Origin of the sequence: Mangrovibacter phragmitis (genome assembly GCF_001655675.1) — a bacterium.
GTDB classification, from domain to species: domain Bacteria; phylum Pseudomonadota; class Gammaproteobacteria; order Enterobacterales; family Enterobacteriaceae; genus Mangrovibacter; species Mangrovibacter phragmitis.
In genome coordinates, this window is sequence record NZ_LYRP01000047.1 from 79,750 (window position 1) to 102,990 (window position 23,241).

The 23,241-nt window shown below is 50.3% G+C and carries 18 protein-coding genes and 1 riboswitch; of the genes, 10 read left to right on the forward strand and 8 right to left on the reverse strand.

Features of this window, described 5'->3' with window-relative positions:
* The gene (locus A9B99_RS19310) at nucleotides 1–1,164 is read left to right on the forward strand and encodes a glutathionylspermidine synthase family protein (RefSeq protein ID WP_064600416.1); all 1,164 of its coding nucleotides are present in this window, start codon (nucleotides 1–3) and stop codon (nucleotides 1,162–1,164) included.
* Nucleotides 1,165–1,244: 80 nt separating this feature from the next.
* Here the strand turns inward: A9B99_RS19310 and ygiD are convergent, their stop codons facing one another.
* Nucleotides 1,245–2,036 (reverse strand): 4,5-DOPA-extradiol-dioxygenase, encoded by a 792-nt coding sequence (gene ygiD, locus A9B99_RS19315; protein ID WP_064600418.1) that lies wholly within the window; start codon nucleotides 2,034–2,036, stop codon nucleotides 1,245–1,247.
* Between the two features lie 747 nt (nucleotides 2,037–2,783).
* Between ygiD and A9B99_RS19320 the strand changes: the two genes are divergently transcribed.
* On the forward strand, nucleotides 2,784–4,469 hold the full coding sequence (locus A9B99_RS19320) for an NAD-dependent malic enzyme (protein ID WP_064600419.1): 1,686 nt from the start codon (nucleotides 2,784–2,786) through the stop codon (nucleotides 4,467–4,469).
* Nucleotides 4,470–4,842: 373 nt separating this feature from the next.
* On the forward strand, nucleotides 4,843–5,784 hold the full coding sequence (locus A9B99_RS19325) for an AEC family transporter (protein WP_064600421.1): 942 nt from the start codon (nucleotides 4,843–4,845) through the stop codon (nucleotides 5,782–5,784).
* Between the two features lie 69 nt (nucleotides 5,785–5,853).
* On the opposite strand, the gene ribB is transcribed toward A9B99_RS19325, so the two are convergent.
* A complete protein-coding gene (gene ribB / locus A9B99_RS19330; RefSeq protein WP_064600423.1) occupies nucleotides 5,854–6,507 on the reverse strand; it encodes a 3,4-dihydroxy-2-butanone-4-phosphate synthase in 654 nt (217 codons plus the stop codon).
* Nucleotides 6,508–6,609: 102 nt separating this feature from the next.
* Nucleotides 6,610–6,759: riboswitch (FMN riboswitch) on the reverse strand.
* 120 nt (nucleotides 6,760–6,879) lie between these two features.
* Here ribB and ubiK point away from each other — a divergent pair.
* Nucleotides 6,880–7,143, forward strand: coding sequence for a ubiquinone biosynthesis accessory factor UbiK (gene ubiK, locus A9B99_RS19335; protein WP_064600425.1), 264 nt, complete (start codon nucleotides 6,880–6,882; stop codon nucleotides 7,141–7,143).
* 75 nt (nucleotides 7,144–7,218) lie between these two features.
* Here the strand turns inward: ubiK and hldE are convergent, their stop codons facing one another.
* The 3 genes from hldE to A9B99_RS19350 all read right to left on the reverse strand — a co-directional run bounded on the left by hldE (nucleotide 7,219) and on the right by A9B99_RS19350 (nucleotide 12,880).
* Nucleotides 7,219–8,643, reverse strand: a complete 1,425-nt coding sequence (gene hldE / locus A9B99_RS19340; RefSeq protein WP_064600427.1) for a bifunctional D-glycero-beta-D-manno-heptose-7-phosphate kinase/D-glycero-beta-D-manno-heptose 1-phosphate adenylyltransferase HldE — start codon at nucleotides 8,641–8,643, stop codon at nucleotides 7,219–7,221.
* Nucleotides 8,644–8,711: 68 nt separating this feature from the next.
* Complete coding sequence (gene glnE / locus A9B99_RS19345) at nucleotides 8,712–11,552, reverse strand: bifunctional [glutamate--ammonia ligase]-adenylyl-L-tyrosine phosphorylase/[glutamate--ammonia-ligase] adenylyltransferase (protein ID WP_064600429.1); 2,841 nt, start codon at nucleotides 11,550–11,552, stop codon at nucleotides 8,712–8,714.
* Between the two features lie 17 nt (nucleotides 11,553–11,569).
* Nucleotides 11,570–12,880: a CYTH domain-containing protein gene (locus A9B99_RS19350; RefSeq protein ID WP_064600431.1), complete on the reverse strand. Its 1,311-nt coding sequence runs from the start codon at nucleotides 12,878–12,880 to the stop codon at nucleotides 11,570–11,572.
* A 319-nt stretch (nucleotides 12,881–13,199) separates the two neighbouring features.
* Here A9B99_RS19350 and A9B99_RS19355 point away from each other — a divergent pair, with 319 nt between their 5' ends.
* A complete protein-coding gene (locus tag A9B99_RS19355; RefSeq protein WP_064600433.1) occupies nucleotides 13,200–13,820 on the forward strand; it encodes a TIGR04211 family SH3 domain-containing protein in 621 nt (206 codons plus the stop codon).
* A 122-nt stretch (nucleotides 13,821–13,942) separates the two neighbouring features.
* A complete protein-coding gene (locus A9B99_RS19360) occupies nucleotides 13,943–15,184 on the forward strand; it encodes a multifunctional CCA addition/repair protein (protein WP_064600435.1) in 1,242 nt (413 codons plus the stop codon).
* A 13-nt stretch (nucleotides 15,185–15,197) separates the two neighbouring features.
* Here A9B99_RS19360 and bacA read toward each other — a convergent pair whose 3' ends face one another.
* Both bacA and folB read right to left on the reverse strand, forming a co-directional pair.
* Nucleotides 15,198–16,019 carry an undecaprenyl-diphosphate phosphatase gene (gene bacA, locus A9B99_RS19365; protein ID WP_064600437.1) on the reverse strand — a complete coding sequence of 274 codons (822 nt, stop codon included), beginning with the start codon at nucleotides 16,017–16,019 and terminating at the stop codon, nucleotides 15,198–15,200.
* Between the two features lie 108 nt (nucleotides 16,020–16,127).
* Nucleotides 16,128–16,493: a bifunctional dihydroneopterin aldolase/7,8-dihydroneopterin epimerase gene (gene folB / locus A9B99_RS19370; protein WP_064600438.1), complete on the reverse strand. Its 366-nt coding sequence runs from the start codon at nucleotides 16,491–16,493 to the stop codon at nucleotides 16,128–16,130.
* Nucleotides 16,494–16,599: 106 nt separating this feature from the next.
* On the opposite strand from folB, the gene plsY reads away from it, so the two are divergent.
* A complete protein-coding gene (plsY, locus tag A9B99_RS19375) occupies nucleotides 16,600–17,220 on the forward strand; it encodes a glycerol-3-phosphate 1-O-acyltransferase PlsY (RefSeq protein WP_064600439.1) in 621 nt (206 codons plus the stop codon).
* Nucleotides 17,221–17,268: 48 nt separating this feature from the next.
* Here the strand turns inward: plsY and tsaD are convergent, their stop codons facing one another.
* A complete protein-coding gene (gene tsaD, locus A9B99_RS19380) occupies nucleotides 17,269–18,285 on the reverse strand; it encodes a tRNA (adenosine(37)-N6)-threonylcarbamoyltransferase complex transferase subunit TsaD (protein WP_064600441.1) in 1,017 nt (338 codons plus the stop codon).
* A 243-nt stretch (nucleotides 18,286–18,528) separates the two neighbouring features.
* On the opposite strand from tsaD, the gene rpsU reads away from it, so the two are divergent.
* The 3 genes from rpsU (at nucleotide 18,529) to rpoD (ending at nucleotide 22,810) form a co-directional block, all read left to right on the forward strand.
* Nucleotides 18,529–18,744, forward strand: a complete 216-nt coding sequence (gene rpsU / locus A9B99_RS19385; protein WP_001144069.1) for a 30S ribosomal protein S21 — start codon at nucleotides 18,529–18,531, stop codon at nucleotides 18,742–18,744.
* Nucleotides 18,745–18,865: 121 nt separating this feature from the next.
* Entirely contained in the window at nucleotides 18,866–20,617 is a 1,752-nt protein-coding gene (gene dnaG / locus A9B99_RS19390; protein WP_064600442.1) for a DNA primase, read from the forward strand.
* Between the two features lie 354 nt (nucleotides 20,618–20,971).
* Nucleotides 20,972–22,810 (forward strand): RNA polymerase sigma factor RpoD, encoded by a 1,839-nt coding sequence (gene rpoD / locus A9B99_RS19395; RefSeq protein WP_064600443.1) that lies wholly within the window; start codon nucleotides 20,972–20,974, stop codon nucleotides 22,808–22,810.
* Nucleotides 22,811–23,241: the final 431 nt, after the last annotated feature.

The window sequence follows — 23,241 nt, forward strand, 5'->3', positions numbered from 1 at the left end:
ATGAAACGTCTGCCTATTACCGAACGTCCAGGCTGGCAGGATAAAGCCCGCGAATTTGGTTTCAACTTTCACACCATGTATGACGAGCCCTACTGGTGTGAAGATGCATATTACCAGTTCTCCCTGGCGGAAATTGAAAAACTGGAAGATGTTACTGCTGAATTACACCAGTTATGCCTGAAAGCCGTGGAACGCGTGGTTGCCAGTGATGCGCTGATGGATAAATTTTGCATCCCGCGCCATACCCGGGGTTTCGTACGCCAAAGCTGGGCAACCCGCCAGCCGTCTCTCTACTCCAGGCTGGATCTTGCCTGGGGTGGTACCGGGGAACCTAAACTACTGGAAAACAATGCCGATACACCAACCTCATTATATGAAGCTGCGTTTTTCCAGTGGATCTGGCTGGAAGATCAAATCAACGCTGGTAACCTGCCTGCGGGAAGTGATCAGTTCAACAGCCTGCAAGAGCAGTTAATCGAGCGTTTTCGTGTATTGCGCGAACAGTATGGCTTCAATTTGCTTCACATGGCCTGCTGCCAGGACAGCATTGAAGACCGGGGCACAGTGCAGTATCTCCAGGACTGCGCAGCCGAAGCCGGGCTGCCAACCGAATTCCTGTTTATGGATCAAATTGGGCTGGGTGAAAAAGGTCAGTTTACCGATATGCAGGACCAGGTCATCAGCAATTTGTTTAAACTCTATCCGTGGGAGTTCATGCTACGGGAGATGTTTTCGACAAAACTTGAAGATGCTGGTGTGCGCTGGCTGGAACCGGCCTGGAAGAGTATTTTATCTAACAAAGCATTACTGCCATTGCTGTGGGAAATGTTTCCAGGGCACCCGAATCTTTTGCCCGCCTGGTTTGCCGCAGATGATCATCCCGCCATGGAGAGCTACGTGGTGAAACCCATTTTCTCCCGCGAAGGTGCCAATATCCAGATTATTGAACAAGGGAAAGAAATAGCCCGGGCGGAGGGTCCATATGGTGAAGAAGGTATGATTGTCCAGCAATACCACCCATTACCCAGGTTTGGTGACAGTTATACGCTAATTGGATCCTGGCTGATTAATGACCAACCCGCCGGGATCGGTATACGGGAAGACAGGGCACTGATCACGCAGGATCTTTCACGCTTTTACCCACACAGCTTCACCCCTGAATAATGACTGCACGCGCCTGTTAATCAGGCGCGGCCTTATTCAGTATTCATCGGGTTCTGACACAGTACCCGGTGGCAATGTCGTTATGCGCCAACCTGCACAGACAGCATACTCAGAGAACCCATTTCAATTCCTTCAGTAACAATACTCACTGGCTCTTCACCATCCCACGCCCCCAAAATATACAACAGCGGCAAGTAGTGATCTGGTGTCGGGCATGAAAGCTGAGCGCCTGAGTGGTCCATATAATTAACCAACGGGTGGTCTTGCGCTTCACCTTTCCAGGTCAAATTATCGCGAACGTACTGGTCAAAGGCGGTTGCCCAGGGATAAGCCTCACTCCCACCCTGCCAGCGAATAGTACGCAGGTTGTGTACAACGTTGCCGCTACCTATCAGCAGGATACCTTCATCACGCAGTGCTGCCAGCTTACGGCCCATTTCATAGTGCCAGACCGGTGACTGGGTAGCATCAATACTCAGCTGTACCATAGGTATATCGGCATCAGGGTACATTTTGATAACCACACCCCATGATCCGTGGTCAAACCCCCATGCACTGTCATCTTTAATGACAGCAGCAGGAGCCAGTAAATCCACTAAGTGCTGTGCTAAATCCGGTGCGCCAGGAGCCGGGTATTGCGTATCAAACAGCGCCTGCGGGAACCCGCCAAAATCATGAATAGTCTTTGGATTAGGCATAGCGGTAACGCCAGTACCTCGCGTGTACCAGTGAGCAGAAACCACCACTATCGCTTTCGGGCGAGGTAGTGTTTTACCCAGTTGCTGCCAGGAGCGGGTATACATGTTATCTTCAAGCACATTCATTGGGCTGCCATGGCCAACAAACAGTGCAGGCATACGTGAGGTGTTCATCATTATATCCTTAATTACCGTGTCAGATTACTTACTGCCAGATTACGGCTTTCAGCGTGCAAATAAACGCAGATAACCATGATGATGATCATCAGAAATTTTGAATATATTATTATGCAAAACGTACGCACAGCCCTCGACACGCAGCTGAATCAAAGATAAAAATGACAGTCATTATCCAATTTAAGTGCTATGCCTGTACCGCTGGTTCCGACTCTGTTAGCGGGTAGTTCACCATTTATTGGCGCACTGTGCATAATGGTGGTCATGGGGTTAAGCCTGACTGCATTACAGGGTATGGAGCTCTGCACTTTTATTGGGTGCAACCCGCCTGGTGTTGGCATCAAATGAATATCAGGCAAACGCACAAAAACACCGGACAAAGGCAGGAAACTAAATACATATTTAACTCATACTTTCCACAATCATTTATTGAAATATTTAACCTCGTCACATAAAATAAAACATCTGGTATTATATAACGCATTAATACCGTTATATGGGTTAGCAGATTCACGTTGATAGTTACCCGCCATCCATCCCTGGATAATAATCAAACAAAAAACACTAAAAAAACTAATTAAAGTTTAATGCAATTAAAGTAATTAAAATTCTGCAAAAATGAGGAATACAATCGGGGTTAAATTAAACCGTTACACCCCTACATCATACGCCAGACGTATATTTACGTGGTGACATTTTTTCTCTTATGCGCCGTGGCAGTATGATCGTCTCTGGAGCATTCAGATGTTAAAAAAAAATTCTGTTTATACCCCGTATACTGGGGCTATGTTGCTGGAAAACCCTTTGTTAAATAAAGGGCTGGCATTTTCTCATGAAGAGCGTATTGCATTAAATTTAATTGGCCTGTTGCCTGAACAAGTCGAGACCATCACTGAACAAACTGAACGCGCATGGTCCCAGTTTAATCACTTTAAACGCGACCTCTCCCGCCATATTTATTTGCGAAATATCCAGGATACTAACGAGACATTATTCTATAACCTGCTGCGCTCACACCTCGAAGAGATGATGCCCATCATCTATACCCCTACAGTGGGTGAGGCCTGTGAACACTTCTCTGATATCTACCGCCGCGCGCGTGGGTTATTTATTTCCTGGCCAGACCGCCACCGTATTGATGACATGCTGCAAAACTTTTCCCGCCATGACATAAAAGTCATTGTTGTGACTGATGGCGAACGTATTCTCGGCCTTGGTGACCAGGGAATTGGCGGCATGGGCATCCCTATCGGTAAATTATCGCTGTACACAGCCTGTGGTGGTATTAACCCGGCATCTACATTGCCCATCATGCTGGATGTCGGCACGAATAATGCCCAGCGCCTGGATGATCCTCTGTATATGGGTTGGCGCCACCCACGTATCACAGATGGTGAATACCGTGAATTTATGGATATGTTTATCAATGCCGTAAAAGAGCGCTGGCCAAATGTTCTGCTGCAATTTGAAGACTTTGCTCAGAATAACGCCACACAATTACTGAACCGCTACCGTGACGAGCTGTGCTGCTTTAACGATGATATTCAGGGTACAGCCGCCGTTGCACTAGGTACACTGATTGCCGGTTCACAGGCTAAAGGTTCAACACTGCGCGACCAGCGTATTGCCTTCCTGGGTGCAGGCTCCGCAGGCTGTGGTATTGCGGAAACTATCGTTGCACGTATGGTGGCAGATGGTGCCAGTGAAGAAGAAGCACGTTCACGAATCTTCATGGTGGACCGTTTTGGCCTGTTGACTGACGACATGCCAAACCTGCGGGATTTCCAGCACCGTCTGGTCACCAGCCGGGAAAAAGTACAGGGCTGGGGTAATGAAGCCGGAACAATTTCCCTGATGGATGTAGTCCGCCACGCGAAACCCACTGTGTTAATTGGCGTCTCCGGGCAACCGGGGTTATTCAGTGAAGAAATCGTTAAAGAGATGCATCGCCACTGCCCGCATCCTATTATTATGCCGTTGTCCAACCCAACGTCACGCGCGGAAGCCAAACCACAAGACTTGATTGCCTGGACGGAAGGCGCTGCACTGGTTGCCACAGGAAGCCCGTTCCCACCAGTATGCTACCAGGATAATATTTATGACATTGCCCAATGTAACAATGCCTATATTTTCCCGGGCCTGGGGCTGGGCATTCTGGCAGCGAAAGCACGCCGTGTCACGAACGGTATGCTACTGGCAGCAAGCCAGACACTGGCTGATCATTCACCACTGGTGCAGACAGAACGTGGCAAGTTACTGCCTCCTATTGAAGAGATAGAACAGGTTTCTCGAGCAATAGCACTGTCTGTGGCAAAAGCCGCGCAACAGGATGGTGTCGCACCACAAATGGATGACGATGCTATTCTTTCCGCTATTGATAAAACGTTCTGGAAAGCAGAATACCAGCCTTATAAACACGCGGCATTTTAATTTATTTTCTTACCTGTTAATGATGCGCCATTTACTGGCGCATTTTTTATTTCCCGCATCAACTTCCCCTGTCGATTACCTCTGTTAATTCACAAAAAAATATCTTCCCAAACCAAAAAAACGCAGCCGTTACTTTATTAAATTTAAACAGGCTTTAGTAATTAATGTTAGCCCCTTGCCGTGACTGATATCACTCACAAAAGAATACAGCAACTATATATTCAGCTCATCATAACGATTATTTATTCATTTACAAATAGTGAAATAAAGGCTTATCACTCAGTGTGTTAACCAGAAAAATCTCAACATGAGAAAACATCACTGAAGGTGATCTCCAGGTTGTTTCCACTCAATACAATTACAAGGTAATATTATGCCAACATTACTCTTATCCTCATTATTTCCACTTGTGTTCATTATGGTTCTTGGATGGTTAAGTGGTAAACTAGGTTATACCCGCCGCGAAGATGCTTCGGTATTAGCAACCGTAGTTATCCGCTTTGCTCTGCCTTTGCATTTATTTATGGGTGCACTGAAAACGGATCCAGAGAAAATTCAAAACCTGCCATTTATGGCCGTTCTGGTATTTGGCCTGATGGGCTCGTGGTTGTTGGCATTACTTATTTCACGATTTGTCTTTCGCCATGATATTAAAACCAGTGCAATTCAGTCACTGGTGTGTGCCTTCCCGGATATGGCTTACTTTGGTGCGCCCGTGCTGGCGGTATTAATTGGCCCGGAAGGTTTTCTGGGTGTCCTGATAGGTAACCTGATAACCAGTGTGTTGATGATTCCCCTAACTATTATGCTGATTCGCATGGGGGAGAAAGGTAACGAATCAGAAGCAGTCAGACTGGGCAGTATGATAGCCGCGAATTTATTTAAAGCCATTCGCAACCCTATTGTCTGGATCCCTATTCTGGGAGTATTGCTGAGCCTGAGTGGCCTTAAAATCCCGGCATTGCTGGAGTCACCAATTGAGATGATGGGGAAAACGGCCGGAGGGATTTCACTGTTTGCTCTGGGGTTACTGTTCTATGGTGAACGCCCCGCCTTCAATATACATACACTCACCAATATCAGTATCAAGAACCTGATCCAGCCTGCATTAATGGTTGCCGCCGGGCTGGCTGTTGGCCTCAGCCACACGTTTATGCAGCAAGTGGTGATTATTGGTGCAACCCCTTCAGCTATAGCTGCCGGGATGTTTGCCATACGCAGTGATACTTATGTGGAATCAGCCTCATCATCCATTTTACTGGGGACCGCACTGGGCATTGTGACTGAAGGCATCATGATTTACCTAGTTTCATAACGCTATCAGGCCCCGAAAAGCACTGTGGCAGCCAAATAGCTGCCACAGGAAATAAAAAGTCATTGCCAGTTAGCTGGCTTTACGCTCATTAGCCTGACGATAAGCTACGATATCTTCGATGGTGACAACCGCTAAGTTGTGTTTACCAGCAAATTCGATGCAACCCGGCGCACGAGCCATAGTGCCATCGTCGTTAGTCAGTTCACACAGCACACCCATTGGTTTGAACCCGGCCAGCGTAACTAAATCTACCGTCGCTTCAGTGTGGCCACAGCGGGTAAGCACACCACCAGCCTGAGCACGCAACGGGAAAACATGCCCCGGGCGGTTTAAATCACTGGGTTTTGCGCCATCAGCAATTGCAGCACGTACCGTGGTCAGCCTGTCGGCCGCAGAAACACCGGTAGTCACACCGTGAGCAGCTTCAATGGTAACGGTAAAACCGGTACCGAACGCACTGGTGTTATTTTCTACCATCATAGGCAGGTCAAGTTGCTTGCGGCGTTCATCCGTAATACACAAACAAACGATACCGCTGCCATGGCGAATGGTGAGTGCCATTTGTTCAACCGTCATATTTTCAGCGGCAAAAATCATGTCACCTTCGTTTTCACGATTTTCGTCATCAAGGACCATTACACCACGTCCCTCACGTAATGCAGCAAGCGCTTGTTCAACGCGTTCAATAGGCGTGCCAAAAGAAGAAAGCAGCGTCTGATTCATGGTAAGAAACCTCATTAAACTTATGGATTACCAGAACCAGGGCAGTCTTAGGAGTGCCAAAAGGCAAATAAATAACGCGAGCGGGCTTTCACCCGACTGGATCGCTATCCTCTCCCATCCGGACTCTAACCGTCGGCCCCGGAATTACACCGAGTCTGCTGACCTCCGCCATGACAGCGAAGCGCTCGCGGGCTTTCAGCAAGGCGCTGATTTACCGCCGGTGGGGAATTTCGCCCCGCCCTGAGAATAAACGCAGTTACTATAACGCCAATCCCCTAACCCGGCAACGGGCTTAAAAATATTTCTGGTTTATCCCCCCGGATTCAGCGATTACAATAGAAGAATCACCTCACTTTATTGCCGGAAAAGACAATGATTGATCCAAAAAAAATTGAGCAGATAGCCCGTCAGATTCACGAATCAATGCCTAAAGGCATGCGTGACTTTGGTGAAGATGTTGAGAAAAAAATCCGCCAGACGCTGCAGTCACAACTGACGCGCCTGGACATGGTGAGCCGTGAAGAGTTTGATGTTCAGACACAAGTTTTACTGCGGACTCGCGAAAAGCTTGCTGTGCTGGAACAACGCCTTGCCGCACTTGAAAGTACTCAGAAACAAGAAAGTGACGAACAGTAATAACCCTGAAAAACCAACGGCTGGTAACATTAACAGACTGCCAACCGTTGGTGGCTCACAGGGTTCTGTTCAGAATCACTGATTCTGAATTTTACGAATAATATTGGTGGTTGAGCAGCCATCTTCAAAGTTGAGCACCAGCACATCACCGCCATTTGCCCAAACTTCTTTACTCCCGGCAATATCTTCCGGTTTGTAATCGCCGCCTTTTACCAGTAAATCAGGCAGGATATCGGCTATCAGGCGCTGCGGAGTGTCTTCTTCAAACCCAACAACCCAGTCTACCGCTTCCAGCGCCGCCAGCACAATCATACGCTGCTCCAGCGCATTGACCGGCCGGGTTTCCCCTTTCAGGCGACGCGTCGAGGCATCACTGTTGACAGCCACAATCAGCCTGTCACCCAGCTTACGGGCATTTGCCAGGTAGGAAACATGGCCGGCATGCAGTATGTCGAACACACCATTCGTCATGACCACTTTTTCCCCCCGTTTACGGGCATCACTGACCGCCTGTTTCAGCGCAGCTTCACTCATCACGCCAAAGCCGGTTTCTGCCCGGCCACGCACCGCGTTTTCCAGCTCAATTGGCGAAACTGTAGATGTACCGAGTTTACCGACGACAACCCCGGCTGCGGCATTAGCAAAATAGCAGGCTTCTTCCAGTGAATTTCCGGCTGCCAGCGTCGCGGCCAGCACGCCAATCACAGTATCCCCGGCACCAGTGACGTCGTATACCTCCTGTGCCTGAGTGGGCATATGCAAAGGAGCTTTGCCCGGTTGCAATAAACTCATGCCCTGCTCCGAGCGCGTTACCAGCAAAGCACTCAAGTCGTAATCAGCAATGAGTTTCAAACCGCGTTCAACAATTTGTTCTTCTGTAGTGCACTTACCCACCACAGCTTCGAATTCAGATAAGTTTGGCGTCAACAACGTTGCCCCGCGGTAACGCTCAAAGTCAGTGCCTTTCGGGTCGATTAATACGGGTACGCCCGCCTGACGCGCCAGGGCTATCATTTGCTGTACAGAAGCCAGTGCCCCTTTGGCATAGTCAGACAGCACAATCGCGCCCATTTCAGGCAAAGCCTGCTGAATGCGTTCATGCAACGGCGCCGGATCAACGCCTTCGAAACCTTCTTCAAAATCGAGGCGAATCAACTGCTGATTACGTGACAATACACGTAATTTAGTGATTGTCGGGTGGGTTGGCACAGACACGAAATCACATTTAACATGCACATCCGCCAGAGACTGGCTCAAGGCCCGCGCAGCGTCATCAATCCCCGTCAGGCCAACCAGGCGTGAACGGGAACCCAGAGAAGCAATGTTCATCGCGACGTTGGCTGCACCACCAGGGCGTTCTTCTATGGTGTCAACTTTCACCACCGGAACAGGCGCTTCAGGGGAAATTCGGCTGGTAGGGCCATACCAGTAGCGGTCCAGCATGACATCGCCTACCACCAGGACGCCAGCACGGTTGTACTCGGGCAGCGTTACTTTCATTCCTTATTCTCCAGCAGAGATAGCAAATTTGCGCGCGATAATACCACAACTGATATTAATCGCACTGTTCAGGCCTGTTCCAGCCAGGTATTCCAACTGGTTATCACTTGTTGACGCTGTGCTGCGAAAGCATCCGGCTCCACATGCCCGGGCTGTGCCTGTAAGGCCAAATGGTGCAAGGCATCACGTAGCGTCACATAAGCTGACGTGAGCGCGTGCGCTTCTTCTTCAGGCATAATGCCATGCTGGGCTAGCAACGCCAGAATACGCACATTATCAGACCAGCGGGTCAGACCAGGGACTTTTGCTGCATCGCGTAATACCAGATACTGCGTGATGAATTCGATGTCAGTAATGCCCCCCTGGTCAGCTTTAATGTCAAACCGGCCACGGTGTTTATTGCCAAGATGTGTGCGCATTTTTTCACGCATCTCACGCACTTCAGTACGCAGGTGGTCTTCATTACGCTCAGTACACAAAATCTTTTGGCGAATGGCATTAAACCGGGTGTGGATTTGGCTGTCGCCATATACCACTCTGGCACGCACCAGCGCCTGGTGCTCCCATGTCCAGGCCTCATTACGTTGGTAGTCTTCAAAGGCACTGTCGGTGGTTACCAACATCCCGGCTTCACCTGCCGGGCGCAGGCGCGCATCCACTTCATACAAAATACCGGAAGAAGTCCGCGTGCTGAACAAATGCATAATGCGCTGGGCCAGGCGCAGATAAAACTGGCGACCATCAATTTCCTTTTCACCATCCGTAACCGCGTCGGCCGGGCAATCGTGCAGAAACACCAGATCAAGGTCTGAGCTGTAACCCAGCTCCCATCCGCCCAGTTTGCCGTAACCAACCACTGCAAACCCGTACCCTTCCCGGCCAGCTAAATGCCCTGGCCTGCCAAAACGAGCCACCATTTGTGCCCACGCGCGCTGCACGACGGCATCGATTATCGCTTCGGCCAGCCAGGTTAAGTGATCACTCACTTTCATCACAGGCAACGTCCCTGCGATATCGGCTGCTGCGACACGTAACAGTTGCGTCTGTTTAAACTGGCGTAGTGCTTCCAGTTGTTGTTCTTCGTCATCTTCAGGAACACGCAACAAATACTGGCGCAGTTCATCGCGGTAGGCATCAGGTGCTGTAGGCTGGTAAAGCGTGGAAGGGTCAAGCAGCTCATCAAGCAACAAAGGGTATTGTGCCAGTTGCTCCGCCACCATTGGCGAAGCAGCACATAAACGCACCAGATGCTGCAATGCACCTGGGAACTCGCTGAGCAGTTCCAGATAGGTGGTGCGGGTCAGAATACCGGTGAGCAGAGGTACCATACGTGAGAACGGAACTGGCGCATCATCCCGGCTACAAACAGCCTGCAACAAATGCGGCATTAACTGATCAAGCACCTGCCGACCTCTCGGGCCAATAGTCCGCCGGTTGGTATCGTTACGAAAATCGGTAATCAGGCGCAGAACTTGCTGGCGATCAGCATCCGCAAGGTGAGCCAGTACATCCGGGGTATCCTGGCTATCCAGTGTGTCATGCCATAATTCGCTCCAGCCATCATCCACCGCATGCTGCGCTTCCACGCTTTCTTCATCGCCAATCAGCGCATTGAAAATTGTGCGTACCGCCTGCATATGGTGTTGCAAGGTTGCTTCCAGTACAGACCAGTCGGGAGCATTCATCGCCCAGGCAAGGCGTGCGCGATTCAGTTCATCACCCGGCAATGTCTGGGTTTGTTCATCATGAATACTTTGCAGTAAATTCTCCAGACGGCGCAGCCACAAGTAGGCCTCACGCAACGCAACTACATCACTGGCAGGCAGCAAATTCAGGTCGTTGATAACATCCAACGTTTGCAGTAATGAGCGTGATTGCAAAGCGGGTTCGCGCCCACCGCGGATAAGCTGAAAAACCTGAACAATAAACTCCGCTTCGCGAATCCCCCCGGCCCCCAGCTTAATGTTATCTTTCAGCCCCCGCCGCCGCACTTCCCGGGCAATCATACTTTTCATGTTACGCAGCGACTGAATCACACTAAAATCAATGTAGCGGCGAAAAACAAACGGCCTCAGCATCGCGTGCAATTCTTTGCTCCACAGACTGTCTTGCGGGCCAAGTATTTTCGCCTTCACCATGGCATAACGTTCCCAGTCACGCCCCTGCTCCTGGTAATAATCTTCGAGAGCCGCAAAGCTCATTACCAGTGGCCCGCTGTCACCAAAAGGACGCAGGCGCATATCCACCCGGTAGACAAAGCCATCCTGTGTTGGTTGATCCAGTACTTTGATTAAACGTTGCCCCATGCGTGTAAAAAACTGCGCATTATCCAGCTCCCTGCGCCCACCTTGTGTCACGCCGCTTTCCGGCCAGGCAAAAATAAGGTCAATATCCGAAGAAAAGTTAAGCTCTCCGCCGCCCAGTTTCCCCATACCCAGGATAAATAACGACTGAGGGACGCCCTCTTTATTAGATGGCGTTCCCCATTCCCGGCAGCATGCCTGATATACCCAGTCTCGGGCAGCAACAATTAACGCTTCGGCCAGCGCACTTAATTGCACCAGTGACTGTTCAGTACTGCTGCTTTCTGTCACCTGCCCCCACGCAATACGGACCATTTCCCGGCGGCGGAAAATACGCAGTTCGCGCATCAGTTCTGCTTCGCTCTCAATACTGTCCAACAACCGCTCCAGTGCTGAAGCATAGTTTTGCCATTCATCAGGGCCTGGCTGTGCAACCTGCAACTCTTCCAGCCATTGCGGCCAGGCCTGCACGCTGTCACACACAAAATCACTGAATGCCAGTACGCTTTGTGCCTGCTGAGAAAGCGCCTGAGTTGCAAAAGATTCCGGCAGGCGCGCCAGGCGCGTCTGCCAGTGTTGTTGTAAAACAGGAGAGAGAGGAATCATCACCATTTTCCCTTAATTTAGTGTTTCCCTGATTGCCCGCTGTGTAACCAGAAAGGTGCCTGAGCCAGTGCCTCATGGCGGAAGTGGTCTGCTTCATGGCGGCTGCCCTGCCTGATAGCCAGACAAAGTTCCTGCCAGTTATCCAGCCAGTGGCTGGCCTGGGTTTGATCATAAAAGCCAGACAACAGACGTAAAATATGGACTTCACGGCTCAGACGCGGCAGTTGATCCCGCAGGCTGTCGCCTGTTACGTGAGTAAATGTACGCTTCAGTTCCGCGCTGTGGCGTGACAAATTAATATCAGCAAAACGCTTAAACCCTTCGTCAAGGCTACGCAGTGCTTTCTCATCCAAAAACGGACGCCAGCCCCGGGTCACCAGCCATTGGGTTAACGCCAGTTTGGTTTGCGTGAAACGAGTTTCCCATACCACGCTTTCTGCTGAGACATCCAGCGCCAGATCACTTTCAGTATGGGTGAGCATGTCACGTAAGTGAGTACTCGCCTTTCTGGGAATAATGCCACCAAACAGCACCAGTGTTGCACGAATAAGCCCAATACTTTCAATAATTTCGTTCTTCGCTTTTTGATCGCCACGCACCCACAACTCTTCATGGTAGAGCCAATGATTGAGCGCAATATCCAGTGCCGTCTCCAGGCCTTTCTCTACACTGGACTTCAACGGAAGTTGCATAATGGGTAACGCCTGATGAGGGCGTTCAGGATTTCCTTTCGCCAGGTGGTAACCCCGGGCCGCCTTACTGAGCAGCCCCTGGCGAACTCCCGGCCGGGAGGCCAGAACCCCCGCAAGGCTCAGGACATCTTCCGTATTGCCTTTAATCAGCTCCAGTTCAAGTTCATGAATGACTTCGCTGAACTCACCCGCTTTCACCTCGCCCTGGTCAAAAGCTATCTCTACTTCGCTGTCACCGTGAGTAACCACCCACTTTTCCCGCAAAAAATCGGTACTGAACAGCGGGTGCAACGCTTTTTCCAGTTCGGCCACATCACAACCTTGTGGCCAGATTTCAGCCGGAAACTTATCCAGCGCTAAGACAGGCGCATCCAGAGCAACGTTATATTCCGGGCGCTGATGCAACCCACCCACAACATGCCCGGCCGTTTTAATCGTCATTTCATACCGGCCATCCACACCACGGATGCGCAAGCCAGCATCATGGCGCCGCAAGTAGTTATCCTGCGTTTCATAATAGATATTGCTCAGTTTTCGTGGCTCACTATGCTGGCCGGGAAGCGTATTCAGAAAAGCGCATAACGCATCACCGCTTTGCGGTTGAACAATGAACTTTAATTCGATTTCTTGTGCCATAGTCTCTACTTACTGTCGTTCCACAAATTGGGAAGTGAACTTAAAAAACATTTAACTGTCAGTATACTCTAAATAATTCGGGTTTCAGGGCTGCAAAATGAACCTGCATCCAGAAACCCAGCTAACGCAGTAACAGCTGATGAAACCCCAGGGATGGTGAGTGACACCCAATAACGCTAAGGGTAGCTGGCTTCGGCGCAAACTGACTTTTTGGTGGTAAAAATCACACCAGGAAGATTCCCATTCAGGTTTAGTTTTTGCGTCGTCAGACTGTTGCCATTACTATCTTTCTACCATTAACGACAATAATGACTTACTAATGCAGAAATTACGCCTGATTTGTCTCTCTTTATTTGCTTTAAGCGTTTCCGCTACGGCTGTCGCGGATGAAACACGTTATGTATCCGATGATCTCACCACCTGGCTGCGCAGCGGGCCGGGGGACAACTACCGTCTGGTTGGCACCCTTTCTGCGGGCGAAGCTGTCACATTGCTGCAAACCAATGAAAACACAAATTATGGTCAGGTTCGTGACAAAGACGGGCGCACAGCCTGGATACCACTGAAAGAACTGAATACTGACCCCAGCATGCGCACACGCGTACCAGCACTGGAAGCGCAGGTGAAAACCCTGACCGACAAGCTCAATAATATTGATGCCACCTGGAACCAGCGCACGGCAGATATGCAGAAAAAAGTGGCCGCAAGCGATGGTATTATCAATGGACTGAAAAGCGAAAACCAGAAGTTGAAGAATGAACTGACCGTTGCCCAGAAAAAGGTCAACATGGCTAACCTGCAACTGGATGACAAGCAGCGGACCATCATCATGCAATGGTTTATGTATGGCGGCGGTGTTGCGGGCATTGGGTTGTTACTGGGCCTGATCCTGCCCCATATTATTCCTGGTCGCCGCCGTAAAGACCGCTGGATGAACTAAGTCTGTTTGTAAACGCCCGGTTTACCATTCTGGTAAACCGGGCGTTCTCTTCTTGTTCTTGCTCCATTATGGTTACACTTAACGTATGATATTGGGCAAAGTGGCCATCAATGAGGTAGCGGGTGAAGATTTTTCTGGTGGGTGGTGCAGTACGGGATTCGTTGTTAGGCCTGTCGGTGCAAGACCGGGACTGGGTTGTTGTGGGGGCCACGCCAGCAGAAATGCTCGATAAAGGCTTCCAGCAGGTGGGTCGTGATTTTCCCGTTTTTTTGCACCCGGATACCCATGAAGAATATGCGCTGGCCCGCACTGAACGCAAAAATGGCCACGGCTATACCGGTTTTATCTGCCACGCTGAACCAGACGTCACTCTTGAGCAGGATCTACTGCGCCGTGATCTGACCATCAACGCGATTGCCCAAAGTGAAGAGGGCGAATTTATTGACCCCTGGAACGGGCAAAAAGATATCTCGCAGCGTGTGTTGCGCCACATCTCTCCTGCTTTTTGTGAAGACCCGTTACGCGTGTTACGGGTGGCTCGCTTTGCTGCCCGTTATGCCCATTTGGGGTTTCGTATTGCGCCGGAAACACTGGCGCTCATGCAACAAATGGCTCAGGCTGGTGAACTGTCTCACCTGACACCTGAACGGGTCTGGAAAGAAACGGAAGCTGCACTGTTAACACGCAACCCACAGGTCTTTTTCCAGGTACTGCGAGACTGCGATGCACTGAGCGTTTTGTTCCCGGAAGTGGATGCCCTGTTTGGCGTTCCAGCCCCTGCGAAATGGCACCCTGAAATTGATACTGGCATTCACACATTAATGACGCTGACTATTGCGGCCCAGCTCAGCCCGGCACTGGATGTACGCTTTGCCACACTGTGCCATGATCTGGGCAAAGGACTGACGCCGCCAGAACTGTGGCCCCGCCATCATGGGCATGGCCCTGCAGGGGTGAAACTGGTAGCCCGTTTATGTGAGCGCTATAAAGTGCCAGTTGCCATCCGTGACCTGGCGAAACTGGTTGCGGAGTTCCACGACCTGATTCACACCATACAAATACTGCAGCCAAAAACCCTGGTGAAGTTGTTTGATAATCTTGATGCCTGGCGTAAACCAGAACGTGTTGAGCAACTGGCTTTAACCAGTGAAGCCGATGCCCGTGGGCGAACCGGTTTTGAATCCAGCGATTACCCCCAGGGAAGGTTGTTACGTGCCGCCTGGCAGGTTGCCCGCTCGGTTGACAGCAAAGCGGTAGTGGCGGCCGGTTTTCAGGGAGCGGAAATTAGGGAAGAACTGACACGCCGCCGTATACAGGCAGTTGCAGCCTGGAAGCAAGAGCACTGCCCTCAACCTGAGGGTTAAGGGCAGCCAGGGATTAATGCACAAAAACCAGGTAAACGGCTGCTGCGACAATAAACCGGTAAATGGCAAACGGAATAAACGAGATTCGTTTAATTAATTCCAGAAAGGTTTTAATGGCAATCAATGCAACAACAAACGCCATCACAAACCCAACCGCGAACATCGGTGCATCAGCCAGGGTCAAAAAGCCAATGCTTTTATAGAGATCCAGCCCGGTTGCGCCAATCATCATTGGCACGGCCAGCAGAAACGAAAACTCAGAGGCTGCGTAACGGCTCACGCCCATTAGCATCCCACCTGAAATTGTTGAACCCGAGCGGGAGAAACCCGGCCATAATGCAAGGCACTGGAAACACCCAATCACAAACGCCTGACGAATTGTCATATCATCCACCCCTTCAGCTCGTGGCTTTTTAGGTTTCAGATACTCAGCAACTATTAATAACAAACCGCCCACAATGAGCGCGTACATGACAGTCACCGGATTAAACAGGGTCTTGATGAAATCATGAAAAACCAGCCCAAGGATAACCGCAGGTACCATGCCAGCAATAATGTGCAACAGGGTGAGTTTCCCGGTTCCTGTGCCTTCATGTGGCACAGCGCCAAAATGAATACCAATCAGGCCAAATAACCGCCGCCAGAACATCACCACTACGGCGAGGATTGACCCCAACTGAATCACAACCTCAAAAGTATCGGCTTTATCACCTTCAAAACCCAATAAATGGCCGGCAATGATCAAATGGCCTGTGCTGGATACCGGGAGAAACTCCGTCAAACCTTCGACAACCCCTAAGATACCCGCAACACCAAGCGAACTCAGATCGCTCATGACAACGTTACCCCTAAAAAAGATATAAAAAAACGGCAGACATTCAGGCCACCGCAAATGGTTATCCGTAAGACCAGCTTAACCGGAAATAATTTAATTTAGATGACGTTATTCGCTTTTCAGACTTTGCCTACGCTCAATTATCACACCAACGTTGGATGCTTCAGCGACCGCGCCCGGCTTACTGACTTTCAGACGCAGCCAGGGGATGGGGAACCGGGCCAGCAGCAAACTGGCAACTTCTTCAGCCACGCGCTCTACCAGTGCAAAACGCCCGCCAGAGACATGGGTTAATATTGCATCGCTCACATCGGCATAACTCAGGCAATCATTAACATCATCGCTTTGTGCAGCTTTCTGGTTATCCCAGCCCATTTCGATATCGAACACCAGTTTTTGTTTAATCGTTTGTTCCCAGTCGTAAACACCGATAGTGGTGATTACCGAAAGTTGCTCTATAAATACAATATCCATCACGTCCCGCCGCTTTTTAGCCCAGCCGGATACCACTTCCGGCGAAATATGCGTATTATCCACTGATGCAGAGAATAAAACGACATTTTCAAAACGGAACAGCGTTATGAGTGCAATCGCGCCCGGAATAGTGCTCCTCGCGTACCTTTGTGGCTCGATATCCAGCGCCATTATTGTCTGTCGGCTTACAGGTCTCCCCGACCCGCGTGGCCAGGGCTCAGGCAACCCCGGAGCAACCAATGTGTTGCGTATCGGTGGAAAAGGCGCCGCCGCAGCCGTGCTGGTTTTTGACATACTGAAAGGCATGTTGCCTGTCTGGGGTGCATGGGCATTAGGCGTCGGCCCGATGTGGCTCGGTTTTATTGCCATTGCCGCCTGTATTGGGCACATCTGGCCTGTCTTTTTCGGGTTTCGGGGTGGTAAGGGCGTTGCAACGGCTTTTGGTGCTATCGCGCCTATTGGCTGGGATCTGACGGGTGTTATGGCAGTAACCTGGCTGCTTTCCGTGTTGCTGAGTGGTTATTCTTCGCTGGGGGCAATTATCAGCGCCCTGATTGCTCCGTTCTATGTTTGGTGGTTCAAACCTCAGTTCACTTTCCCCGTTGCCATGCTTTCATGCCTGATTCTGCTGCGCCATCACGATAATATTCAGCGGTTGTGGCGCGGGCAGGAAACCAAAATTTGGGAAAAACTGCGGCGTAAAAAGAAAGGTGAGAGTGAAGAATAGTGCCGTGGCACAACACGGCACAGAATAAGAACAGGCAGGCAAGAACAGTTATTGCGCTGGCGGTAATTCAGCCAGTGGCCAGCGTGGGCGTACACGCACACCTAAATCAGACACACTACCCGCTTTAAAGCGCACCATGCCCGCATAGGCAATCATTGCGCCATTATCGGTACAGAATTCCGGGCGTGCGTAAAAAACTTCGCCACCACGTTTTTCCATCACCTGCGCCAGTTTCGCGCGCAGTGCCCGGTTAGCACTGACCCCACCCGCCATCACCAGGCGACGGAACCCGGTTTGCTCCAGTGCGCGCTTGCATTTAATTGCCAGCGTATCAACCACAGCATCTTCAAAAGCTCTGGCGATATCGGCACGAGTCTGGTCGTCGTCGCTGTTGCTACGAATGGTATTCGCCGCAAAAGTTTTCAGGCCGGAGAAGCTGAAATCCAGCCCGGGCCGGTCTGTCATTGGGCGCGGAAAAACAAACCGCCCTTCCTGCCCTTGCTGCGCCATACGCGAAAGCAGTGGCCCGCCAGGGTAATCCAGGCCAAGCAGTTTCGCGGTTTTATCAAACGCTTCCCCGGCGGCATCATCAATGGATTCACCTAATAAGGCATATTCGCCAATACCCGTCACACTAATCAGTTGGGTATGACCACCAGACACCAGTAATGCAACAAAAGGGAAATCAGGTGGGTTATCTTCCAGCATCGGGGCTAACAAGTGCCCTTCCATATGATGAACAGGCACTGCAGGAACATTCCAGGCAAATGCCAGTGAGCGGCCAACGGTTGCGCCAACTAATAATGCACCTACCAAACCAGGCCCTGCGGTATACGCTACGGCGTCAATATCCTTCGCAGATAACCCGGAAGATGCCAGCGCCGCCTGAATAAGGGGCACAGTTTTACGGACATGATCCCGTGATGCCAGTTCAGGCACCACACCACCGTAGTCGGCATGTAATTTAACCTGGCTGTATAACTCGTTGGCTAACAACCCTTTTTCATCATCATAGATGGCTATTCCTGTTTCATCACAGGATGTTTCGATACCCAGTACACGCATACTTCACCCTCTTTTGTCAGCGCGAAGTGTATGCCCAGATGCGCGGCTTGTAAAACTTTGCTCATCCTGGTGCATCGTAGTGTATAATGCCGGACTTTTAGAAAGGCCTGACAGAAAAGCCCTCTTCAGCTTGCAGCAGGTGCTTTACAAAGCAGCAATAGTTGAAGTAAAATTCCGCACCATTTTGAAATATGCTGGCGTTGATGCCAGTGGCAAACCGAATTTAGTAAAGGTGAGAGGCACATGCCGGTAATTAAAGTACGTGAAAACGAGCCATTCGACGTAGCACTGCGTCGCTTCAAACGTTCCTGTGAAAAAGCGGGTGTTCTGGCGGAAGTTCGTCGTCGTGAATTCTATGAAAAACCGACCACCGAACGTAAACGCGCTAAAGCTTCTGCGGTAAAACGTCACGCGAAGAAACTGGCTCGCGAAAACGCACGCCGTACTCGTCTGTACTAATTGTTGACTGCGGATTTTCCGCAATACAACTGTCACACAGACTGAGTTTTAGTTGTAAAGGCCGTGCTTCCGAAAGGAATGCGCGGCTTATTCTCGTTTAAGAGCTGAAAAACCGGGGCCTATGGCTGGACGTATCCCACGCGTTTTTATCAATGACTTGCTGGCTCGCACCGACATCGTCGATTTGATCGATGCGCGTGTAAAGCTGAAAAAGCAAGGTAAGAATTACCACGCGTGTTGCCCATTCCATAATGAAAAAACCCCTTCTTTCACGGTGAATGGCGAGAAGCAGTTTTATCACTGTTTTGGGTGTGGCGCTCATGGTAATGCCATCGACTTTTTAATGAATTACGACAAGCTTGAGTTTGTCGAAACCGTTGAAGAGCTCGCTGCCATGCACAATCTGGATGTTCCCTACGAAGCCGGTAACGGCCCGGGGCAGATTGAACGCCATCAGCGGCAAAACCTGTACCAGTTGCTCGATGGGCTGAATGCATTTTACCAACAATCACTGACTCAACCCGTTGCTGAAAACGCGCGCCAGTATCTGGAAAAACGCGGCCTCAGCCAGGAAGTTATTGCACATTTCGCCATCGGTTATGCACCGGCTGGTTGGGATAATGTGCTTAAACGTTTTGGTCAGCATGCCGAAAATAAACAGGCGTTGATTGATGCCGGGATGCTGGTAACCAACGATAACGGTCGTAGTTATGACCGTTTCCGGGAACGCGTTATGTTCCCTATCCGGGATAAACGCGGCAGAGTCATTGGCTTTGGCGGTCGCGTGTTAGGTGACGGGCTTCCGAAATACCTCAACTCACCGGAAACTGATATTTTCCATAAAGGCCGCCAGCTATATGGCCTTTATGAAGCACAGCAAAGCCAGCCTTCTCCTGCACGGTTATTAGTGGTTGAAGGTTATATGGACGTAGTGGCGCTGGCGCAGTATGGCATTAACTATGCTGTTGCCTCTCTGGGTACGTCAACAACAGCAGATCATATTCAATTGCTGTTTAGGGCAACGAACACCGTAGTTTGTTGTTATGACGGCGACCGGGCAGGTCGTGACGCGGCGTGGCGAGCTCTGGAAACAGCGCTGCCTTTCATGACTGATGGTCGTCAGCTACGCTTTATGTTTCTACCCGATGGCGAAGACCCGGATACACTGGTTCGCAAAGAAGGCAAAGCCGCCTTTGAAACCCGGATTGAGCAGGCTCAGCCGCTCTCTGCGTTTCTGTTTAACAGTTTGCTGCCACAGGTAGATCTGAGTTCACCGGATGGGCGGGCACAGTTAAGTACACTGGCTTTGCCATTAATCAGCCAGGTACCCGGCGAAACATTACGCATTTTTTTGCGCCAGGAGTTGGGTAACAAACTCGGTATTCTGGACGAAACACAACTGGAACGGTTGATGCCGCGCCAGGCGGAAACACCAGTAAATCCGCAGCCAGCCGGGCTAAAACGGACAACCATGCGTATACTGATAGGGTTGTTGATACAAAACCCACAGCTTGCACCGCTGGTTCCTTCGTTGGCAGGGCTGGAACAGGCCAAATTGCCAGGACTGGGGTTGTTCTCTGAGTTGGTTGCAGCCTGTCTGGCGCAACCTGGGTTGAACACCGGGCAATTACTTGAGCTTTATCGTGGAAGAAAAGAAGCGCCAACCCTTGAAAAACTGGCAACCTGGGACGATATAGCAGATAAGGACATCGCAGAACAAACCTTCACCGATGCGCTCAGCCATATGTTTGATACGGTGCTCGAACTCAGGCTTACTGAGCTTATCGCACGGTCAAGGACCGAAGGCTTAAACGCTGCCGAACGCGAAGAAGTTCGCGTGATTACTGAAGCGTTAAAACGCGCAAAGAAATAGGCGCGAGGCACTACAGAATTAACATGCTTTGTGTTGTGAAGGAAGTGAAAACACACCTGCGGCGCGAAGTATGACGAGAAAGAATTTAAGCGGCTTAACTGCCGAATATACCTCGGGAAGACCCCGAATGCCGCAAAGACGGGCAGCGGCCAGAAAATAAACCAGCCCGCCGTACCTGAGATTTTTCAGGGTGCAGCATGACAGTGATGGCGTGGCCCGGGCGGAAAGAAACCGCCGGGTGAACACAGACCAGGTCATACAACGCCGCAGTTTGAAAGAAACGGGTATAACGTTATTGTTGGCAGTTTCGCCGACCAACACCAACTCTCATGACTTAAGTGTGGATACCGTCTTATGGAGCAAAACCCGCAGTCACAGCTCAAGCTTCTTGTCACTCGTGGTAAGGAGCAAGGCTACCTGACCTATGCCGAGGTCAATGACCATCTGCCGGAGGATATCGTCGACTCCGACCAGATCGAAGACATCATCCAAATGATCAACGACATGGGCATCCAGGTGATGGAACATGCGCCGGATGCCGATGATCTGTTGCTGGCTGAAAACACGAATGACACGGACGAAGATGCCGCTGAAGCAGCCGCACAAGTGCTTTCAAGTGTTGAATCTGAAATTGGCCGCACCACCGATCCCGTACGTATGTACATGCGTGAAATGGGTACCGTTGAACTGCTGACCCGCGAAGGCGAAATCGACATCGCCAAGCGCATTGAAGATGGGATCAACCAGGTACAGTGCTCTGTTGCCGAATACCCGGAAGCTATCACCTATCTGTTAGAACAGTATGATCGTGTTGAAGCAGAAGAAGCTCGTCTGTCAGACCTGATTACGGGCTTTGTTGACCCGAACGCAGAAGAAGATCTTGCCCCGACTGCCACTCACGTTGGTTCTGAATTGTCCCAGGAAGATATGGACGATGACGACGACGAAGATGAAGACGACGACGACAGCGACGACGATAACAGCATCGACCCGGAACTGGCGCGCGAGAAATTTACTGAACTGCGTGAACAATACATTGTTACTCGTGACACTATCAAACTGAAAGGCCGTAGCCACGCAGCTGCACAGGAAGAAATCCTGAAACTGTCTGAAGTATTCAAACAGTTCCGCCTGGTGCCAAAACAGTTTGATTACCTGGTAAACAACATGCGTGCCATGATGGACCGTGTTCGTACCCAGGAACGTCTGATCATGAAACTGTGTGTTGAACAATGCAAAATGCCGAAGAAAAACTTCATCACACTGTTTACCGGCAACGAAACCAGCGAAACCTGGTTCAACGCGGCTATCGCGATGAACAAACCCTGGTCTGAAAAACTGAACGAAGTAACAGAAGACGTTCAGCGTTGCCTGCAAAAACTGCGTCAGATTGAAGAAGAAACCGGCCTGACCATTGAGCAGGTTAAAGACATCAACCGTCGTATGTCGATTGGTGAAGCGAAAGCTCGTCGCGCCAAAAAAGAAATGGTTGAAGCAAACCTGCGTCTGGTTATTTCTATCGCCAAGAAATACACCAACCGTGGTCTGCAGTTCCTCGACCTGATTCAGGAAGGTAACATCGGCCTGATGAAAGCAGTGGATAAGTTCGAATACCGCCGTGGTTACAAGTTCTCAACTTATGCCACCTGGTGGATTCGTCAGGCTATCACGCGTTCTATCGCTGACCAGGCGCGTACCATCCGTATTCCGGTACATATGATTGAGACCATCAACAAACTCAACCGTATTTCACGCCAGATGCTGCAAGAAATGGGCCGTGAACCCACTCCGGAAGAACTGGCTGAGCGCATGCTGATGCCAGAAGATAAAATCCGTAAGGTACTGAAAATCGCCAAAGAGCCTATCTCCATGGAAACACCAATTGGTGATGATGAAGATTCGCATCTGGGTGATTTCATCGAGGATACCACCCTCGAGCTGCCGCTGGATTCCGCCACAACGGAAAGCCTGCGTGCCGCCACCCACGATGTTCTCGCCGGCCTGACAGCCCGTGAAGCAAAAGTTCTGCGTATGCGCTTTGGTATTGATATGAATACTGACCATACTCTGGAAGAAGTGGGTAAACAGTTTGACGTAACCCGTGAACGTATTCGTCAGATTGAAGCGAAAGCACTGCGTAAACTGCGCCATCCAAGCCGCTCGGAAGTCTTGCGCAGCTTCCTGGATGATTAATATATAATCTTCCAACGTGAAAAGGCCCTCTACGGGGCCTTTTTTATTGGTACGCTGTAACCTGCTGCACGGAAAAACATACACAGAAACCTGCCTTATTCCTTCAACATTCCTTCAACGCCTTGTCTTTTGTACCGTTCACTAAATAAACCCGCATAACCAGAACCAGCCATGCTGTTTTCATGTGGGAAAACGATTGCGCACACATGGTGCAATGCACCATAATCACGCCTCATTCTGGTTCGGAATAGTCTTAGCCAGTGATGCAACGAAGAAGGTAAACGATTGCGTCCAGGCATGGCATAGCAATTGCTATGTGAATTCAGGGAAAGGAGTTGGTATACAAGGCGCTGGCGAAAAATCGCCGGATTGATAGCCGAGCATGCAGCTGTCAGCCTTTTCCCGAAACAATAACGCGCATGCAACCCATT

Bases quoted from the DNA above. Each gene is read 5' to 3' on its own strand.
- A9B99_RS19355 (WP_064600433.1), top strand. From the start codon at position 13,200: ATGCAGAAATTACGCCTGATTTGTCTCTCTTTATTTGCTTTAAGCGTT.
- folB (WP_064600438.1), bottom strand. From the start codon at position 16,493: ATGGATATTGTATTTATAGAGCAACTTTCGGTAATCACCACTATCGGT.
- bacA (WP_064600437.1), bottom strand. From the start codon at position 16,019: ATGAGCGATCTGAGTTCGCTTGGTGTTGCGGGTATCTTAGGGGTTGTC.
- tsaD (WP_064600441.1), bottom strand. From the start codon at position 18,285: ATGCGTGTACTGGGTATCGAAACATCCTGTGATGAAACAGGAATAGCC.
- glnE (WP_064600429.1), bottom strand. From the start codon at position 11,552: ATGATTCCTCTCTCTCCTGTTTTACAACAACACTGGCAGACGCGCCTG.
- rpoD (WP_064600443.1), top strand. From the start codon at position 20,972: ATGGAGCAAAACCCGCAGTCACAGCTCAAGCTTCTTGTCACTCGTGGT.
- ubiK (WP_064600425.1), top strand. From the start codon at position 6,880: ATGATTGATCCAAAAAAAATTGAGCAGATAGCCCGTCAGATTCACGAA.
- A9B99_RS19325 (WP_064600421.1), top strand. From the start codon at position 4,843: ATGCCAACATTACTCTTATCCTCATTATTTCCACTTGTGTTCATTATG.
- ygiD (WP_064600418.1), bottom strand. From the start codon at position 2,036: ATGAACACCTCACGTATGCCTGCACTGTTTGTTGGCCATGGCAGCCCA.
- dnaG (WP_064600442.1), top strand. From the start codon at position 18,866: ATGGCTGGACGTATCCCACGCGTTTTTATCAATGACTTGCTGGCTCGC.
- hldE (WP_064600427.1), bottom strand. From the start codon at position 8,643: ATGAAAGTAACGCTGCCCGAGTACAACCGTGCTGGCGTCCTGGTGGTA.
- A9B99_RS19310 (WP_064600416.1), top strand. From the start codon at position 1: ATGAAACGTCTGCCTATTACCGAACGTCCAGGCTGGCAGGATAAAGCC.
- A9B99_RS19350 (WP_064600431.1), bottom strand. From the start codon at position 12,880: ATGGCACAAGAAATCGAATTAAAGTTCATTGTTCAACCGCAAAGCGGT.
- ribB (WP_064600423.1), bottom strand. From the start codon at position 6,507: ATGAATCAGACGCTGCTTTCTTCTTTTGGCACGCCTATTGAACGCGTT.
- A9B99_RS19320 (WP_064600419.1), top strand. From the start codon at position 2,784: ATGTTAAAAAAAAATTCTGTTTATACCCCGTATACTGGGGCTATGTTG.
- plsY (WP_064600439.1), top strand. From the start codon at position 16,600: ATGAGTGCAATCGCGCCCGGAATAGTGCTCCTCGCGTACCTTTGTGGC.
- rpsU (WP_001144069.1), top strand. From the start codon at position 18,529: ATGCCGGTAATTAAAGTACGTGAAAACGAGCCATTCGACGTAGCACTG.